The following is an 18,464-nucleotide window of genomic DNA, read 5'->3' as shown; positions in this document are numbered from 1 at the left end:
TTTCCTACTTGTCGCTCACCGTGGTGTCCGAGATCGCGGGTGTGATGGCCACGAACGCGCTCATCGCCATGGTCACGCCCATCAACGCCCGCGCCCGCGCACCCGCGAAGGTCCTCGGTGCGAGCTCCATCTCCCCGATCGCGTGCTCGGCCGGTTCGGGCTGGTCGGCGGTGCGGTGCAGGGACTCGTTCATCAGGTGCACTCCTCTTGGTCAGGTGACGGTTCCAGCAGCAGGACTGACGGGATCGGGAACCCTTGGCGCAGCAGGCCGTGACCGATGCCGGCCAGGCCTGTGAACAGGCCTGGTGACGGCACTCCGCCCGGGGTGGCGCAGTGCGCGCCGTGTTCCTCCAGTGCTCCCAGCAACAACGCCGTGCGACGGGTCGCCGCGCTGGGGTGGTGCGCGGCCAGTGCTTCGACGACGCCCAGTTCACCGTGGCAGAGACTCATGTCCCGCAACGGTTTCCTGGACGCCAGCAGGCCGGCCAGGCGCTCGTCGTCACGGGCGAGCGCGGCACCGGCCAGACCGGTGCACCAGCCGGTGTCGGTCGGGTCGATGGCGTCGCTCTCCAGGAACGATCGTGCGGTCACGTCGGACAACCTGTCATGAAACGTTGCCGCGTAACGCTTCAGCGCCCATCCGATTCCCGCATGGCCACGGGCGAAACCATTCGCGGGGCAAATAGCACCACGCAGAGTAGATGCGTAGTGCTCGGCCAGCGCGAGTGATTCCGGCGTGCCCACGGCGAGCATGGCGGCCAACGAGCCCGCTACTCCGTCCACGACGGTGAGCGACGAATCTTCTCGAGGCATCAGTCGCACGGCCTGCGTCAACAGTTGAGGATCGAGGCCGAGCAACGAAGTGAGACGCGCGAGGCCGTAGCAAATGCCGCCCAGGCCGTGGACTCCGCCGCCGACCGCGGTGACGAGCTCCGGCTCCTCTGCGAACATCTCCAGCAGCGCGGGCAACGGCCGCAGGGCGTCGCGCGCGAACTCCTCGTAGCGCGCGGCCCCGGTCAGCGCGCCCAGTTCGGCCAGGAACAGCGCCACGCCCGTGTAGCCGTTCGACAAACCGGCGCCGAGCGGCTGCACCGTCCAGTGCCGGTCGTCGACCAGTTCGAGCCCGAGCCAGTTGACGCGGTCCCTGCCGGTGACGGCGTGCGCGAGGATCTGGTCGGCGAGCCCGCACGCGGCGACCAGCAGCCGTGCCGGATCCGGATCGACCGGGGCGACGTGCCCGGACACCGCGACGCCGCTGTGGTGCGACACCGGCCGCGGCCGCGACGCCAGCAGGGCCGTGATCACCCACTGTTGGTCGTGCCGGTCGACCTCGCTCATCGCCAGGATCTTGCGCGTCACGGCGTGCAGTCCGGGCTCCGGCAGCATCCCCGGAAGCCGGAGCCCGGACGCGGTCCACAGGTCGGTAGACCCGGGCCGGCACGTGAACAGCGGCACGTCACCGCGCCACAGATCGGAGACCTCGAACGGCACCAGCCGGTCGAGCAGCGGATCGTCGACCACCAGCACGCCGAACGCCAGGTCGCGGTCGAGCGCGTCGGCCAGCACGGACGGATGCGTCGACTCGTCCAGCAACCGCGCGTACTGCCGTGTCGCGCGTGCCACGAACCGCACTTCTTCGTTGACGCACGCTCGCACGAGCCGCAGCAGCTCGTCGCGATGCGCCACGATCGCGTCGTAGCCCGCGCGGAACCCGGCCAGAAGCGAGTCCTGGTAGTCGGCCGGTTCGGCGGGTTCGCCGTGCAGCAGGGGCCGGTTCAGCGCCCCCGACGACGTCTTGGGGCGCCGGACCAGCCGCATCCGGTCGGTTCCCGCGTCGGCCCAGTCGACCGCGTCCAACGGCGACAGCACGCCGTGATCGCCGCCGACCCCGGAGACGTCCGCGACCCCGTTGTCGCCCAGCAGCACGTGGGGGAGCAGGGCCGTGCGGTGCACTGAACGCACCAGTGCGAGCGTCGCGGGATCGGTGTCCGGCGTGAGCGTGGGGTGGAACAGCGTCTCGACGTCCACGAGCACCGGCTGGTCGCCGCACGCGATGAGGTTCTCGTAGTGCATGTCGGTGCCGTCGACCGCGTAGAGCAACGCGAGCAGCGCGCCGAGCCTCTTGTAGAACTCGGCGACCCCGGCCACGTCCGCGCACGGCACGTACGGGATGTGTTCCAGCCAGCCGTAGCCGTCGCGGGGGAGGAGTCGCGGGGTGCGGAACTCCATTCCGGTTCGCCGGGAAAGCCAGTCGAGCTGTTCCTGGAACCGCGCGTGCAGCCCGACCGGCCGAGGCCGGTAGATCAGCCGTCGGCCGGTTTCGAAGGTCAGGATCGCCACGGTCCGGCCCTGCCGATGAGCGTCGCCCTGGCCCATCTCGATGGAGATCAACGCGCCGGGATCGTCGTTCTCGAAGATCGTCCGGATGATCTCCCCGCGGTCGCGGGTGAACCGCGACGACAGCTCGTGGTGAGTCGAAACGGCCTGCTCGCAGGCCTGCGCGAGCAGTCGCGCCAGCACCGGGTAGCGGTTGAAGACCGATGACAGGCTCAGGGTCCGGGTGAACTCGGTGAACCGCTCGGAGCTGCTGGGCGCGGTCAGGGTGTCCCGGGCGGTGTGCAGCTCCAGCACGAGCGTCCGCGCCGCGATGGCCACCAGCCGGCGGCCGAGCTGTTCGGCGAACGCCGCGTCGAACGGCGGCGCGACCTCCGTGCGGGACGCGTCGATCAGCGGGCGCAGGGCGTGCGCGAAAGCCGCTGTCCAGCTCTCGCCGGTGCTGGTCTCGGCCGCGGAGGTCACCGGGCCAACCTCGCACGCGCGGGCGGGCGGCACATGGGGACCAACCCCCCAGATTTGCGGGCGGTCGTGAATATGGGGGATCGCCACCCATGTTTCGGCGGCCGATTCACCCGAGACTCGATGTCCGAGGGAGGGGAACGGGATGAGGGAGTTCGGAGAACTGCTGCGCACGCACCGCATCGGCGCGGGCCTCACCCAGCAACAGCTGGCTGACTTCGCGATGGTGAGCGTGCGGGCCATCCGCGACCTGGAATGCGGCCGCACCCGCTCACCGCGGGCCGAGACGGTGCGCCTGCTCGCCGACGGGCTGCGGCTCGACGACGGCAGCCGCGCGGACCTGCAACAGGCGGGAGGCCGGTCCGCGGGCCGCACCGCCGTGGCACCGCCCGCACCGGCCGGGCCCGCGGGGCTGATCGTGGGACGGGAGGCGGAGGCGGCGGCGCTGGCCGCGTTGCTGACGGAGGGACGCCCGGAGGCGGGCGGCTACGAGTCGCGGCGGCTGGTCACCATCACCGGCGTGAGCGGCGTCGGCAAGACCCGGCTCGCCCTGGAGGTCGCGGGAGAGCTGCACTTCCGGCACGGCTGGTCGGTCCTGTGGCATCCCACGCAGGCGAGCCCGTCCGTCGTCGACGGCCAGGACACCGTCCTCGTCACCGACCACCTGCCGGACCCGCGCCTGCTGGAGGCCCACCCGAGGCTGCGGATCGTCGTCACGGCACTCGCGCCGACCGGCCTGGCCGACGAGCACGTGTTCCCGCTGGGAGCGCTGGCCGACGACGCCGCGATGCGGGTGCTGCTCACGCACGTGCACCGGGTGCGGCCCGCGTTCAAGCCGGAGCCGGCCAACCAGGCCGCGCTCATGGGACTCGTGCACGAACTGGACGGCCTGCCGTCCGCGCTGGAGTTCGCGGCCGGGTGGTTCATGGTCTACTCGCCGCAGCACCTGCTGGACCGGCTGCGGACCAACCCGCTCGACCCGACCTCGGCACACCTGCGCGACTCCCTGCGCCGCTCGCTGTCCACATTGGACGACGAGGGGCGGGAGCTGCTGGTGCGCATGGCGGAGGGGGAGGACGCCGGGCACGGCCGGTCCCTGCGGGAACTGTGCGTGCGCGGGCTCGTTCGTCGCATCGGACCCCGGCACGAGGTGCTGAACCTCGTGCGGGCGGCGGTGCTGGAACCGGTGTCAGGACCACACCTCGCGGGAGGGGTGGCCCTGACCGGACCCTGCTAGAACGCGGCGGTCAGGCACGCGAGGCGGTCACCGGCGGTGCCCGCCTTGCCGTGCTCGGTGCTGGAGTGCGTGGCGTGCACGATGACGGCGTTCGCCTCGCCCTTGCGGAACTCCCAGCCGACCGTCGCCGTGCCGGTCGCGGCACCCTGCGCGTCGGTGGTGAAGTCCAGCCAGATCTCGTTCTGCGCGTTGGCGTACTTCGGGTCGACGCTCGGCGACACCGGGTCCTTCTCGTTCTGGTAGTGCGGGCCCGAGTCGGCCGGTTTGGCGCCGCACGGCTTGGTGTGCACGTGCGAGCCGTACTTCGTGTTCGGCAGCAGGCCGGACACCTTCAGCTCCACCGTCGTCTGTCCATTCGCGATGGACGAGCCGGTGGAGAGCTTGGCGCCCAACGGGATCCGCGCCACGTCGTAGGTGATGCCCTTCGGTTGGTCGCCGGACGCCACAGGCGCCGCCACGTCGGTCTCCGCTACCAGTTGCACGGCCTGGGCCTGCGGTGCGGGCGCGGGCTCGCTCGAACAGGCGGTCAGCCCTCCGGTGAGCAGTACGGCTCCCGCGAGGGTCGCCACAGTCGTGCGCATGTTTCTCCTTGAGTCAGCTGCGTTCCAGGTTCCCATCCCCTTCACGTCCACGATCGGGTGACTGGTTCAGATCAGCGTGCGACGAGCTCCGTGAGCGCGTCTCGATAGGCCGTGCACAGGTGATAGTCGCCGTGAGTCTCCACTTTGTCCGGTGACCCGTTCGTCTCGCCCGCGCGGCGGTCGAGGTCGTTCGGTTCCCAGCCGTGCACGGGGAAACCCAGGTAGTCGGTGCGGCGCCACAGGTTGATCCAGTTCTTGCCCATCAACCTGGTGAGCCCGCGTTCCGGTGTGTCGCCGGGGTTTCGGCGCCACGGATCGCACGAGAACATCGCGCCCGCACGAACTTCCGGCGTGCCCAGGACCGAAGGACCCAGCAGTTCGGGGAAGATCCGCCCGAAGTACGGCCGCAGCTGCACGCCGTAGGTGAGCAGCCGCACGCGCTGGAGATAGCCCTCCGGCAACGCGAACAGCGCCGCCACCGCTAGCACGGCACCCAGGCTGTGCGCGGACACCACCACCCGGTGATCAGGCGACTCGTCCAGGAACTCGCGAGACCTGTCCGCGATCTCCGGCACCGCGCGTTCCGCGTAGCAGGGCGGCGCGAACGGGTGGGCGGTGCGCGGCAGGAAGCACATCAGGTCCCACACCAGGCCGAGCGGGCGCCGGTTGGTCAGCATCCCGGCTCCGACGAACGACCCGATCACCGCGACCCCGGCGAGCCCGGTGACCCAGTCGCCCTTGCCCACCACCCACGTCACACCCCACCACTGCGACCACGAGGGCGAGGCGAACGCCAGGTAGCAGGTCAGCAGCAACGCGAGCACGCCCAGCGTCGACAGCACGCCCGCCACGTTCTCCGCCCGGTGCGTCACCGCGACCACGTGCCGCACCCGCACGACGAGCACCTCAGCCTCGTCGTCGAGCACGGCGGGCCTGGCCACCCGCGACAGCAGCACGACGGCCTGCGCGAGCACCAGCAGCACCAGCGGGACCAGCGCGACGGCGAACGCGGCGCTGAACCACGAGTAGAACGGCGGCGCCTGGAGCCCGGTGCCGACCCAGCCCCGGAACGTCAGCACCAGCACGGTCGCCATCGTCACCGACGACGTCAGCGACAACCCCAGCAGCACACCGGGACCGGCGCCCCGCCAGGCCTGCCACTGGTCACCATCACGCGGCCGGGCCCGCCACGCCAGCGCCCCGCCGGCCACGACCGCGCCGATCCAGGCGAGCGGAACCCAGTACGTGGCAACCATGAACGCGACGAACAGCACGAGCAGGACCAACGGACCCTTGGCGTCGTTGCGCCGCCACGACCACGCCGCCAGCACGGACCCGAGCAGCGCGACCGTGACGACCGGCGGCCCCCACGACGTCAGCCACAACGGCCCGTCGAACACCGGCTCGATCGCGTACAGGCCGAACCCGTGCGCCACCAGCACGAGCACCGCCGAGATCATCAGCAGCCACGACCACAGGCCGCCCTTCTCGGTCGACGGCACGTCCGGGCAGTCGGTCGCCGTCACCACCACGCGCGCCATCACGACCGCCAGCACCCCGGCCGCGAGCACGGTCAGCACCAGGAAGAACGCGTGCCGCCACAACTCCACGCTCGTCACGAGCACGACCACGCAGCACCCCGCCGAGATGTGCAGGCGGGTGAGCCGGCGGATCCGCGGGCTGCCCTCCCACATCGACGCCCTGCTGAGCATCACGCCCGGCCGCCGCACGGGCTTGCGCCGCATCGCCGCCTGCTCGTACCTGCTGCGCGACAACGAGGTCAGCGCCACCAGCCCGAGCAACAGCAACACCGGCACGACGGACGCGGCGAGCACCCGGACGTGCCGCGCGGGATCGCCGAGCACGTCCAGGAAGTCCGGCAGCCGCTTGCACGTGGTGCCGGGCAGCGAGCACTGGATCGCGTAGACGTCGATCGCGACCTCGCACACCGCGAGCACCAGCAACACCGTCAGCCCCAGCCCGAAGAGCCGCGTCGACGCCGCGCCGCGCCCGGCGTTCCACCAGGCCATGTGCTTCGTCGTCGGCGTCGAGTCGTCGGGGAGCTTCCGGGACCAGTAGGCGACGTTCGCCAGCCCGAACGGCAGCAGCAGCGCCCAGCCGATGCGTCCCAGCACGTTCGCGAGCACCGACGGCACCCCGCTGCCCGGCACGCCAGGACTGCTGCGCGCCATGCCGCCCCACGAGTACGCCTCGCGCCGCGCGGCCGCGGGCACCTGTCCGGGGTGATCCGGTGGCAGCTCGGCGAGCTTGTCCGGCTTCGGCCGCCAGAAGCTGCCGAACCGGTCGCCGCGGAACTGTTCGACGGCGTGCTCGGGAAGGGCCAGCATCGCGTCAGGGGGTGTGTTGTTGACCCCGTGGATGCGCAGTTCCAGGACCCGTGGGTGCATGACCGGCCTCCCCTTTACTCCAGTTGTCGTCCAGGAAACTGCTCCAGTTAGCGGCCGAACGGGTGAAACAGGTGTATCCAGACGCCCTGGAAAGCCTCTACTGGACAAGGAGGCCCCACCATGACCACAACCGCTCACCCGAACGTCGCAAACTCCGTCGGACTCGCCGAGTTCCACGCGACGGCGGGCACCCTCACCCTGGCGCAGCGCAAGCTCATCGTCGACCAGGCGCTGATCCTGCTGGAGCAGAACTACGCGCACCTCCCACTCAAGGTCGCCATGCACGCGGTGAATCCTGTGCAAAGACTCAGAGTTCTCCGAGCCAGACTCGAACGGCAGACCGATGCCACCGCCGAGCCGGAGTGGCAGTTCCACCGCGAGCTGTCGAGCACCTTCCACTCGGTGCGCGACCTGCACACGAACTACCTGTTGCCCGCGCCGTTCGCGGGCAAGATCGCCTTCCTGCCGTTCCAGCTGGAGCGTTGCTTCGCCGCCGACGGCACCGAGCAGTACCTCGTCGCCCGCACGGTCGCGAACTTCAACGGCCTCGCGGTCGGCGCCGAGGTGACGCACTGGAACGGCACGCCGATCGCCCGCGCGGTCGCGCTGAACGGCGCGATCTTCGCCGGCAGCAACACCGCCGCGAACCTGGCCCGCGGCCTCGAGTCGCTCACGTTGCGCCCCTTGGTGATCCAGCTCCCGCCCGACGAGGACTGGGTCGTCGTCAGCTACCGCGACGAGACCGGCGCCGCCGACGACATCCGCGTCGAGTGGCAGGTCACGGAGAACCTTCCCCCGATGACCGACGTCGACGCGCTGAGTCCGGCCGCGGCCGCCCAGGGCGTCGACCTGGACTCCGACGAGAAGGCGCGCGCCAAGAAGTTGTTGCACGCGCCCAAGGTCGTGCAGGCCGAGGCCGCCGGCGGCGCGGTCGCGATGGCGTCGCAGGACGTGGCGACGACGATGCCCGGCGTGTTCCGGGCGCGTCCGGTCACCACGCCGTCCGGCACGTTCGGGCACCTGCGGATCTTCACGTTCAGCGTCGACGACCCGGACGCGTTCCTCGCCGAGTTCGTCCGGCTCGCGAACCTGTTGCCGCAGAACGGACTCATCGTCGACGTCCGGGACAACGGCGGCGGTCACATCTTCGCCTCGGAGTTCCTGCTGCAGACGATGACGCCGCGGCCCGTGCAGCCGGAGCCCGTGCAGTTCCTGAGCACGCCGCTGAACCTGCGGATCTGCCGCCGGCACGCGGAGGACCCGACCGGGCAGATCGACCTCGGCCCGTGGTTCCCGTCGCTCGACAGCTCGACGGAGACCGGCCAGGCGTTCTCCTGCTCGCACACGATCACGCCGGTCGACGGCGCGAACGCGGTGGGCCAGACGTATCACGGCCCGGTCCTGCTGATCACCGACGCGCGCTGCTACTCGGCCACGGACATCTTCGCGGCGGGCTGGGCCGACCACGAACTGGGCCCGATCCTCGGCGTGGACGACAACACCGGCGCGGGCGGCGCGAACGTGTGGACGCACGGGCTGCTGAAGACGTTGCTGACGATCCCGGCGCCGGGCGACGCCGAGTCGCCGTACAAGGCGTTGCCCAACAAGGCGAACATGCGCGTGTCGATCCGCCGCACGTTGCGCGTCGGCAAGCTCGCCGGCACGCCGGTGGAGGACCTGGGGGTGCGTCCGACGCACCAGCACAAGGTCACGCGCGCGGACCTGTTGCAGGGCAACGTGGATCTGCTCGCCCGGGCGGGGGAGCTGTTGAAGGCGCTGCCGGTGCGGCGGCTCGGAGTGGCGGTCGAGGGAACGACCGTCTCCCTGGACACCGTGAACCTCGACCGGGTGGACGTCTACGTCGACGGCCGCCCGATGACCTCGCTGGACGTGACCGACGGCGCGCACACCGCGACGTTGACCGCGACCGGGCGCGAGGTGCGCGTCGAGGGCTTCGCGGACGGGCAGCTGGTGGCCGCGCGCAAGGTCGCCAGCTGATCGAGCGGGCGCTTCCGGTGACTCCATGACCGGAAGCGCCCGCTCTCTCAGGAACTACCTCGTGAAGGTGAGCGCGCGGTCGGAGGCCAGAACCGCCAGCTGCGCCTCGGTGCCCGGAGTCCAGGCCTGGACCCAGACCACCTCACCGTTGCGGCGGAAGTTGCGGGCCTCCGTGATGCCGAACTGCTCGTTCTTCGAGAACACGGTCACGCCGCCCCGGTGGTCGCTGACCTGGCCGGTGCAGTGCGCCCACGGCTGCTCGCAGTACTCCTCCGGCGACCACGCGTGCTGGCCAGGAGCGTTGACCTGCGTGTACGTCCGGACGTTCTGACCCTGGTAGGAGAACGTCACCGTGTTGCCCATGTACTGCATGTCGTCGAACACGCCCTCGGCCTCGCCACCCCAGTTGCCGGGCGAGACGTTCTGCGCGCCGCGGAAGGCCCGCGGGTAGGTCCGCTGCTGCTGGGCGGAGAACGCGTCCGCCTGCTTCTGCAGTTCCGCCTTGGTCTTGTGGACCGGCGTGACGTCCTTCGGCGGCCACGTCAGGCCGGTCTGAGCGGACGCCGTGCCCGCGAGACCGAGCAGTGCGAGGCCCGTCAGGGCAGCCGCCATCACGTTGCGCATGCGCATGAATCCCCCTGGTGATCGTTCGCTTGCGAAGAAGAAGACGCCGCAAGATCACCGGAGGTTGCATTCAAGATCGTTCCTAGAGCCAGCCCCGCCGCATCGCCTGCACACCAGCCTGGAACCGCGTCTGCGCCCCGCACCGGTCCATCAGCTGCCGCACCCGCCGCTGCACCGTGCGCGGCGCGAGCCCGAGCTGCCGCGCGATCGACTCGTCGGTCAGCCCGGCGGCGAGCAGCCCGAGCAGGTTCGGGTCCACATCGGACGCCGCCGCGTAGATGCCGCCGGGGCTGAACGGGATTCCCTTGTCCCAGTACAGCTCGAACGTCGAGCGCAGCACGTCCAGCAACGCGGACGGCCGGATCAGCAGCACCTTGTCGATCACGTCGCCGGACGCCACCGGCAGCACCGCCGCGTGCGCGTCGATCACGGCGAGCTTGAACGGCAGCGTCGGCGTGACGCGGGCCCGTTCGCCGGCCGCGACCAGTTCGATGATCTCGGTGACGCGGCCCGGCAGGTCGACGGCGGACCTGTCGTAGACCACGCGCCACTGCACGTCCCGCTGCCGCGTCGAGTCCTCCAGCTCGGCGTGCTCCTCCTGCGGAGACAGGTACGGCGGCTGGTCGAGGACGCAGACCTCCTCGCGGGCGCCGCCCAGCAGCGTGCGCCACAGATCGCGCACTGCGTCCTTTCCGGACACGACCTCGACGAACGCGTTGTCCGCCAGCTCCTCGTCGCGGTTGCGCAGGTACAGCTCCATCAACGGGCCGACGTCCGCGCGGGCCCGGCGGTTGGCCTCCTCGCGGGCCGCGATCAGGGCCTCCACGGCGAGGTCGGGCGGGACGGCCTGCCACACGTCGCCGGGCAGGTGCCGGACCATGCCGAGCTCCCGCATCGACTCCAGCAGGGCGGTGGACGCGCCGATCTCGTCGGTCGTGCGGCTGCCGCCCGTTACCAGAAGCTCGTAAACAGCGGTCTGTTCCGCGTTGACGCCCAGGTGTCCCAACACGGCCACATTGTGCGCCATTCAGCGCAGTACCCCTGTCGTGAACACGCCAGTGTCGTCAAACGGCCTCCGCTAGACCTGTTTTCGCAGCTGTGACCCGGCTTACGGTCCCTCCACCTCCGCAGCCGGTTCAGAACACTGACGCCCTCAACGGCACGCGAAGGCCCTGCGTGGAAGGACCTCACGTGAACGGATTGCGACGCACGACCCTGTGCGCCGCGGCAGTTTCCGCCGCCGTGTTCAGCGTTGCCTCACCCGTCAACGCCGCTCCAAGCCAGATCCAGTCCCAGCCGGACTCGACTCAGGTGAACCGACCGTTCGAGCGGCTGATCGTCGGCTACAAGCCCGGCACCGCCGAAGCCTCGTCCGACACCGCTGCCTCGGACGACGCCCGCAAGAAGGGCAAGTCCCTGCACCGCCGCACGGCGAGTGGCGCGGTCGTCGTCGACCTCGGTTCGAAGACCACGAACGCCGACAGCACGATCCAGGCGTTCAAGAGCGACCCGAAGGTCGCCTACGTCGAGCCGGACCTGCTGATGCAGCCGTTCGCCGACCCGAACGACACCGAGTACTCCCGGCAGTGGGACCTCTTCGAGGCCACCGCGGGCATGAACGTGCCCGGTGCGTGGTCCAGCAGCACCGGCGCCGGTGTGACCGTCGCGGTCATCGACACCGGCTACGTCGCGCACAGCGATCTGGCATCCAAGGTCGTCGCGGGGTACGACTTCGTTTCCGATTCCGCTCGTGCCCGTGACAACAACGGCCGTGACTCCAACCCGGCCGACGAGGGCGACTGGACCGCACGCGGTGAGTGCGGCACGGACGCCAACGGCCAGCCGGTTCCGCCCGCCGACCAGGGTTCGTCCTGGCACGGCACGCACGTCGCCGGCACCATCGCCGCGGCCACCAACAACGGCAAGGGTGTCGCGGGCATCGCCTACGACGCCAAGATCCAGCCGTTGCGCGTGCTCGCCAAGTGCGGTGGCGCCACCTCGGACATCGCCGACGCGATCACCTGGGCGTCCGGCGGCACGGTGAGCGGCGTTCCCGCGAACCAGAACGTCGCCAAGGTCATCAACATGTCGCTGGGTGGTCAGTCGTCCTGCTCGACGACCTACCAGAACGCGATCAACGGTGCCATCAACCGCGGCACCACGGTCGTCGTCGCGGCCGGCAACTCGAACGCGAACGCCGCCAACTTCACCCCGGCCAACTGCTCCGGTGTCATCACCGTCGCGGCGACCGGCCGTGAGGGCAACAAGGCGTTCTACTCGAACTTCGGCACCCGCATCGACATCGCGGCGCCCGGCGGCGAGACCCGTCGCGGCACCGACACCCCCGGCACCATCACCACGCCGGAGAACGGCATCTGGTCGACGCTGAACGCGGGCGCCACCACCCCCGGTGCCGAGAACTACAAGCCCTACCAGGGCACGTCGATGGCCGCCCCGCACATCGCGGGCCTCGCGGCGCTGCTGGTCGCGAAGAAGCCGTCGCTCACGCCGGCGCAGGTCAAGGACCTGATCAAGACCAACGCCCGGCCGCTTCCCGGCACCTGCTCCGGTGGCTGTGGCGCGGGCCTCGCGGACGCCACCAAGACCGTGAACGCCGTCGACACGACTCCGCCGCCGTCCGGTGGCCTGGAGAACACGACCGACGTCGCCATCCCGGACCGCGGTGCCGCGGTCACCTCGTCCATCACCTCCACTGTGACGGGCAACGCCTCCTCCGCCACCAAGGTCGGTGTGGACATCGTCCACAGCTACCGCGGTGACCTGGTGATCGACCTGATCGCGCCGGACGGCACCGCCTACCGGCTGAAGAACTCGTCCACTTCGGACAGCACCGCCAACGTGGTGGCGACCTACACGGTCAACGCCTCGTCCGAGGTCGCGGCGGGCACGTGGAAGCTGCGGGTCCAGGACGTGTACTCCGGTGACACCGGGTACATCAACTCCTGGAACCTGACCCTGCGATAGCTCCACGAGTTCGCCGAGGGGCGGTGCCTTCCATCCCGGAGTCCTGGGGGAGGCGCCGCCCTTTTCACATGCGCACGAGCTTCCGGTTGCGGTGCACGATCCGTTCCAGGTAGTCGGCGACGTCGCGGATCGACGGCAGCCCGAGCACGTGCCGCTGAGCCCGCCGCACACCCGCCCGGATCCCGTCGTCCGCCAGCGCGCGCTCACACGCCTGCGCGACCGCGTCGCCGCAGAAGTCCTGCACCCGCACGCCCAGTTGGAGATCGCTGACCCGATGAGCGTTGTGCATCTGATCGTGCAGAACCGGCAGCACGGCCGACGGCACGCCGGCCCGCATCGCCTCGCGAACCGAGTTGTACCCGCCGTGCGACACCAGCAGGTCCGCGCTCTGCAACAACAACGCCTGAGGCAGCGACTCGACCAGGTGCACGTGCGCCGCCGGGGCCTCCACCGGCAACCCGCCCGTCAGCACCACCGCCTCGCAGTCCACGGAGGACAGTCCGGCCACCATCGCCTCCAGGTGGGCCAGCGGCGAGCGGTCCAGGGCCTGCGCGGGCAACGCGTCGAAGTCGAACAGCTCCAGCGACGACTCGGACTCGAACACCCCGCCGGAGGTGGAGGTCGACGCCACCACCAGCGGCCGCGTCGGGTCCAGGTCCGCGAGCCACTGCGGCAGCCGTTCCCCGGCGCTGTGGTGCGGAGGCTGCTGGAAGGCGAACGCGGGAGGCATCGGCTGGCGGGCGAACGAGTAGCCCGGCGGGACCGCGTCCAACCGGCCGTACCGGTGCGCCGAGTCGAGGGACTCGTGCAGCGGCGTGCGCAGTTCCGAGCGGCGTTCGTTCAGGGCGTTCAGCAGCGTCAGGCGGTCCATGTACTGGCCGACACCGGTCGGCGTGGTCACGTGCGGCACGCCCAGGTGCTCGGCGACGAGCAGGCCCGCGAACTCGATCCCGCCGCGCAGCACGATTTCGGGCCGGAACTCGGTGGCGACCGGTAACAGCGCCTGGACGGCCGCGGCGATGTGCGGGCCCGCCGCGAACTCGACGATCATCTCGTCGGAGAACGGGTCGTAGTCCGGCGGGAGCGTCAGGACCTCGCCCTGCAACAGGTCCGCGAGCTGGTCGGCGACCTCGGGGAACACGGCGGCGACGCGCACCGGCTCGTCCGCGAAGCCGCGCAGCACCGACGGAGGGCCCGCCACCAGCACCTCGTGGCCGAGCGAGGTGAGCATCGCGACCAGCGGCAGGGTGGCCCTGGCGTGAGCGGCCGAGAACGCGACTGTGCACAGCACGCGCACGGCGTCCTCCCCGCGGCCGAGGGTTTGTTCCCCACCTTAGGGAGAGGCGGGGGCGTGGGGGAATGGCGAAGTTCCATTCACAGGTAACGTCGCGGTCATGGCGACATTGGTGACGTTCCACGCCCACCCCGACGACGAGTGCATCGTCACGGGTGGCGTGATGCGCAAGGCGTTCGAGGAGGGACACCGGGTCGTGCTCGTCGTCGCGACGCGCGGAGAGGCCGGAGAGATCCCGGACGACCTGGCGGAGGGCGAGGAACTCTGGCAGCGCCGCGTCGTGGAGACGCACGCGTCCGCGGACCTGCTGGGGGTCGCGCGCGTGGAGTTCCTGGGGTACCGCGACTCCGGGATGATGGGCGACGAGCTCAACGGGCAGCCCGGGTCGTTCTGGACCGCGGACGTCGAGGAGGCCGCCCAGAAGCTCGCGGCGATCCTCGTCGAAGAGGACGCGAAGGTGTTCACCACCTACGACAGCTTCGGCGGCTACGGCCACCCCGACCACATCCAGGCGCACCGGGTGGGCATGCGGGCCGCGGAGCTCGCGGGCACGCCGGCCGTCTACCAGGGGATGGTGCGGGAGTCGGAGTTCCGCGAGGCGTTCCGGATGGCCGGGATCGAGGAACCGCCGCCGCTGGGCGAGGGCGCGGTGCCCGAGTCGGAGATCAACGTCGGTGTCGACGTCACGAAGTACCTGGAGGTCAAGCGAAAGGCGATGCGCGCGCACGCCTCGCAGATCCCCGAGCAGTCGTTCTTCCTGTCGCTGGACGAACCCACGTTCGCGCACGCGTTCGCCACGGAGTGGTTCATCCGCGAGGGCCACGGGCTGGCGACCGAACTGGACCTCTAGCAACGAAAAGAGCGGGGCGGTCCATTTCGGACCGCCCCGCTCTTCTTTTGGATCAGCTGACTCAGGCGCTCTGACGGCGGCGCAGGAACAGCAGGGTGCCGGCACCGGCGCCCACGAGGCCCAGACCCGAGAGCAGCAGCCACAGCGGGGACGCACCGGTGGCCGCGAGGGGCGGCTCGGGAGCGCTTCCACCAGGAGCGGCCGGGGTGGACGACGGCGGGACCTCGGCGGAGGACGAGGGCACCTCCGGAGCCGACGAGGTCGGCTCGGTGGGCTTGGTCTCCGTCGGCTTGGTCGGCTTGGTCGGCGGCGCCTTGTCCACGCACGCCTCGACCGTCTTCGTGTCCTCGTAGTTGTAACCGTCCGACGCGGTCACGACGAGCTTGAACACGTGCTTGACCGAAGCGTCGAGGTTGGTCCACTCCTTCGAGAAGGACTCCTGGAACTCGGGCTTGTCGATCGGCAGCTTCGTCTCACCGTCCAGGACGGTGACGGTGTTCTTGGCCTTCTTGTTGTACTGGGTCAGGTTGACCGAGACCTTGGTGACCTTGGCGCCCTTGTCGCAGGACGCGGTCCACTTCGGGGTGTGGGCGCTGGCAGGCGTCGACAGCGCCAACGTGGCGAGTACAGCGGTGGCGGTCACCGCGAACGCGCCGAGAACTCTACGTGCCAACGAATCTCTCCTGCTCTTGCTTGATGCGTGGCGGGGTCGAGCACACATTCATGATCTGAATCACCCGACCGGGTGAACCGGGCCACGCTAGCAACCGAGCGGGGTCGGAAGGTCACCGTATGACAACGCTACGGTGTCACCACGGATAGATCCTCATGTTTTCTGTTAGGCCGATCATGCCCGCGACCAACCGCATCTGCTCCACGCCGCGCACGTCGGCGTCCAGCAGCCGGGGCGAGCAGATCATCACGGCGAGCGTCTGGGCACGCGACAGGGCCACGTTCAACCTGTTGCGTGACAAAAGAAAGTCCAGGCCACGCGGCAGGTCCACGGTGGACGACGACGTCATGGACATGATGACGGCGGGTGCCTCCTGGCCTTGGAAGCGGTCCACAGTGCCCACCCGAGTTTCGCCGAATCCCGCATCGGCCAGCCGCCGGCGGATCACCCGCACCTGCAGGTTGTAGGGCGCCACCACGAGAATGTCCGCATCGGTCAGTTCGCGCGTTTTGCCGTTGTCCGTCCACGTACGACCGACGATCGCGCGCACTGTGTCCACCACGGCGTCGGCTTCCTCGGTCGACGACGTGATGTTGTGGCGGTGGTCGACCTCGTGCAGGTAGATGCCGGGCTCGATGCCCGCGATAGCGCGATGCGCGGCCGTTTCGTGCGAATGGAGCAGTCCCGCGTACGACAGTTCGGACACCGGACGGCACACCGCCGGATGCATTCGCCTCGTCTCGGCGAGGAAGTAGCCCAGATGCGCGGGGATCACGTCCGCGTCGCCGAGCAGATGGCCCAGCGCGGAGGCGTCCGAACCGGGCGGGTGCACGCCCTGCACGACCTGCGGCAGCTGCTGGGGATCGCCCAGCAGCACGAGGTTGCGCGCCGCCGTCGCCACCGCCACCGCGTCGGCCAGGGCGAACTGCCCGGCCTCGTCGATGATCATCACGTCGAACGGCTGCGCCTTGATCACGGCGTTGGAGAAGGTCCAAGCCGTGCCGCCGACCAGGTGGCCCTGCGGGTGCTCCTCACGCCACTGGGCCAGCGCGCCGTTGGTCTTCGGCTGGTCCCACGGCAGGCCCTCCTCGGGCTTCTTCTCCTTGGGGCGCTTGGCCATCGGGATGTCCGGATCGACGCTCGACAGCACGTTCTCCACGGCCTTGTGCGACGTCGAGGTGACCGCGACGGTCTTGCCCTGGTCGATCAGGTGCCGCACGAGCTTGGTCGCGAGGTACGTCTTGCCGGCGCCGGGCGGTCCCTGCACTGCGAGCGTGCCGCCGTCGAGCTGGTCGACGGCCTTGATCACGGCCTGCACCACGTCGTCGTGCTGCGGCAACGGTTGCGCGGGCGGTGTGCGCAGCAACAGGTCGATGCCGGGGTTGCGGGGGAGCAGCGGCAACAGGCCGACGGCCTGCTCGGCGAGCTCCGCGACGGCCTCGTCCTTCGGCGACGCGGGCACCGGACTGCCCGGCAGCACCGCGATCGGCAGCTCGGAATGCTCCTGCGAGTTGCTCTCGGTCAGCACCAGCTCGTACGGGTTGTCGTCCGCCACGACCGCGTTGCGCGTCACGTTGCCGGGATACAGCAGCCGGACGGACTCGTTCGCGCCGAACGGGTGCGGCCGCTCCGGGTCGATCCGCGCGTGCACCTGCCGCTTGTGCGTCCGGACCCGTCCGGCCGGCGGCACCCAGTCCTCGGCCCTGAGCGTGATCGGCACCGCGCAGTGGGAATCGGTCTCCAGGTCGGAAATGGGCGCGAGGGCCTGCCGGAAGAAGTCGCCCCACGCCGGGCTCGACTCACGCCGGTGGTAGCCGACGGTCGCCGCGAACAGGTCGTGCCCCTCGGCGAGCAACGGCTCGGTCAGCGCCGCAATCCGGCGCGCCCGCTCGGCCGCCTTCTCGCGAGCCGCCTCGTCCTGCTCCTGCGGCGGCGCGGTCTCGATCTCGCGCTCAAGTTTGATGGCGTGCAACAGATCCCGCAGCCCACGAGTCGGAATCTCGTCGTCCAGCAACGGCTTCAACGCCGGCAGCGTGTACTCCCTCGTGGACACCCGCAACACCCGCCGCGTCAACGCGCCCAGATCGACGCACCTGCGCACCAGTTCGTCCACTTCGGACTCCCTGGTGGCCGTCCGCGCGGCCCGCCCGGCGAGGTCGTGCGGCGTGAAGTGGTAGACCGTGCCCTCCGGCGTGCGGTCCACGAACTCCGCGAACGTCCCCTCCCACCCCGGCGTGCGGAACGTGTCGCCGTCGACCTCCAGGAACACGTCGTCCTCGGCAGGCTCCGGCAGGTTCGCCAACGCCTCGGGCGCCACCACCTCGTAGGTGATCACGCCGGTGCGTTCCTGCCGCACCTGAAGCCGGGCCTGCGCGGTCAACGCGGTGAAACTCGCCGGCGACAGCGTGGCGGGCCGCTCCTCGGTCGCCGCAAGCGCGTCGATCGTGTCAATGCCGGCTGAAACCAGCTTCCGCCGCTGATCGGTGCGCAGCCCGGCCACCAGCGACAGGTCCCGCGCCTCCTCACGACCAGAAACGCAGTGACGAGCGAACCGGCACCCGACGCAGGCCGCCCGCACATCACCCCACGACCGCTTCGGCGCGGGTGACGGCTTCGCGAGCCGGGTCCGCAGCCGCCCCAGCAACGGCAGGAAGTCGGCGACGCGGAACGAGGTCCGCCGCCCGTCGACGATCAGGTGCGCCCGCGCGGCCCCCAGCGCCTCGGCAGCCGCGACCAGCGACAACACGGCCAGGGGAGTGGCGTCCGTCGCCTCGTCGCACGGCTCGTAGCCCTCGGGAGTGCGCACGAGGGTCTGCGCCGAGCAGTGGAACACGCCGTCGAAGAAGACCGCGTCCTCGACCAGGTCCGCTCCCGAACGCATCTCGGCAGCCGTCTGGGCGGCCCGGCGGTGCAGTTCGGAGGGGTCGCCACGCCGTTCGTCACGAGCGAGGAAGCTGCGGTGCTCGCATTCGAGCAGGTCGACGAGATCGGACGGGCTGGCGAGCATGGCTGCCGATG

Annotated in this window: 13 protein-coding genes; 4 read left to right on the top strand and 9 right to left on the bottom strand. The window is 70.3% G+C overall.

The features are described 5' to 3' along the window. Positions 1–4: 4 nt before the first annotated feature. Entirely contained in the window at positions 5–193 is a 189-nt protein-coding gene (locus ACH413_RS10135) for a hypothetical protein (protein ID WP_330277548.1), read from the bottom strand. Further along, positions 193–2,799, bottom strand: a complete 2,607-nt coding sequence (locus ACH413_RS10130) for a type 2 lanthipeptide synthetase LanM family protein (RefSeq protein ID WP_360030503.1) — start codon at positions 2,797–2,799, stop codon at positions 193–195. Before ACH413_RS10130 ends, ACH413_RS10135 begins: the two co-directional genes overlap by 1 nt. A gap of 142 nt (positions 2,800–2,941) precedes the next feature. On the opposite strand from ACH413_RS10130, the gene ACH413_RS10125 reads away from it, so the two are divergent. Beyond that, positions 2,942–4,033: a helix-turn-helix domain-containing protein gene (locus tag ACH413_RS10125; protein ID WP_360030501.1), complete on the top strand. Its 1,092-nt coding sequence runs from the start codon at positions 2,942–2,944 to the stop codon at positions 4,031–4,033. On the opposite strand, the gene ACH413_RS10120 is transcribed toward ACH413_RS10125, so the two are convergent. Together ACH413_RS10120 and ACH413_RS10115 are read right to left on the bottom strand one after the other, a co-directional pair. Further along, entirely contained in the window at positions 4,030–4,614 is a 585-nt protein-coding gene (locus tag ACH413_RS10120) for a superoxide dismutase family protein (protein ID WP_360030499.1), read from the bottom strand. The two genes, ACH413_RS10125 and ACH413_RS10120, sit on opposite strands and share 4 nt — an antisense overlap. 71 nt (positions 4,615–4,685) lie before the next feature. Beyond that, complete coding sequence (locus ACH413_RS10115; protein WP_360030497.1) at positions 4,686–7,022, bottom strand: hypothetical protein; 2,337 nt, start codon at positions 7,020–7,022, stop codon at positions 4,686–4,688. Positions 7,023–7,142: 120 nt separating this feature from the next. On the opposite strand from ACH413_RS10115, the gene ACH413_RS10110 reads away from it, so the two are divergent. Continuing rightward, positions 7,143–9,020, top strand: a complete 1,878-nt coding sequence (locus ACH413_RS10110) for a S41 family peptidase (protein WP_360030495.1) — start codon at positions 7,143–7,145, stop codon at positions 9,018–9,020. A gap of 54 nt (positions 9,021–9,074) precedes the next feature. Here the strand turns inward: ACH413_RS10110 and ACH413_RS10105 are convergent, their stop codons facing one another. Next, positions 9,075–9,650, bottom strand: coding sequence for a hypothetical protein (locus ACH413_RS10105; RefSeq protein WP_360030493.1), 576 nt, complete (start codon positions 9,648–9,650; stop codon positions 9,075–9,077). 76 nt (positions 9,651–9,726) lie between these two features. Next, a complete protein-coding gene (locus tag ACH413_RS10100) occupies positions 9,727–10,653 on the bottom strand; it encodes a LuxR C-terminal-related transcriptional regulator (protein WP_360030491.1) in 927 nt (308 codons plus the stop codon). A 182-nt stretch (positions 10,654–10,835) separates the two neighbouring features. On the opposite strand from ACH413_RS10100, the gene ACH413_RS10095 reads away from it, so the two are divergent. Continuing rightward, positions 10,836–12,629, top strand: coding sequence for a S8 family serine peptidase (locus ACH413_RS10095; protein ID WP_360030489.1), 1,794 nt, complete (start codon positions 10,836–10,838; stop codon positions 12,627–12,629). A gap of 64 nt (positions 12,630–12,693) precedes the next feature. On the opposite strand, the gene ACH413_RS10090 is transcribed toward ACH413_RS10095, so the two are convergent. Continuing rightward, positions 12,694–13,926: a glycosyltransferase gene (locus ACH413_RS10090; protein WP_360030487.1), complete on the bottom strand. Its 1,233-nt coding sequence runs from the start codon at positions 13,924–13,926 to the stop codon at positions 12,694–12,696. Positions 13,927–14,023: 97 nt separating this feature from the next. Between ACH413_RS10090 and ACH413_RS10085 the strand changes: the two genes are divergently transcribed. Next, a complete protein-coding gene (locus tag ACH413_RS10085; RefSeq protein WP_360030486.1) occupies positions 14,024–14,773 on the top strand; it encodes a PIG-L family deacetylase in 750 nt (249 codons plus the stop codon). 61 nt (positions 14,774–14,834) lie between these two features. On the opposite strand, the gene ACH413_RS10080 is transcribed toward ACH413_RS10085, so the two are convergent. Together ACH413_RS10080 and ACH413_RS10075 are read right to left on the bottom strand one after the other, a co-directional pair. Further along, entirely contained in the window at positions 14,835–15,446 is a 612-nt protein-coding gene (locus tag ACH413_RS10080) for an LPXTG cell wall anchor domain-containing protein (RefSeq protein WP_360030484.1), read from the bottom strand. Between the two features lie 136 nt (positions 15,447–15,582). After that, positions 15,583–18,453 (bottom strand): AAA domain-containing protein, encoded by a 2,871-nt coding sequence (locus tag ACH413_RS10075; RefSeq protein ID WP_360030482.1) that lies wholly within the window; start codon positions 18,451–18,453, stop codon positions 15,583–15,585. Positions 18,454–18,464 lie beyond the last annotated feature (11 nt).

Origin of the sequence: Lentzea sp. NPDC020367, from assembly GCF_044387305.1 — a bacterium.
Lineage (GTDB): Bacteria > Actinomycetota > Actinomycetes > Mycobacteriales > Pseudonocardiaceae > Lentzea.
The sequence above is the reverse complement of the archived record's forward strand: the minus strand, read 5'-3'. Positions and strand labels throughout refer to the sequence as shown.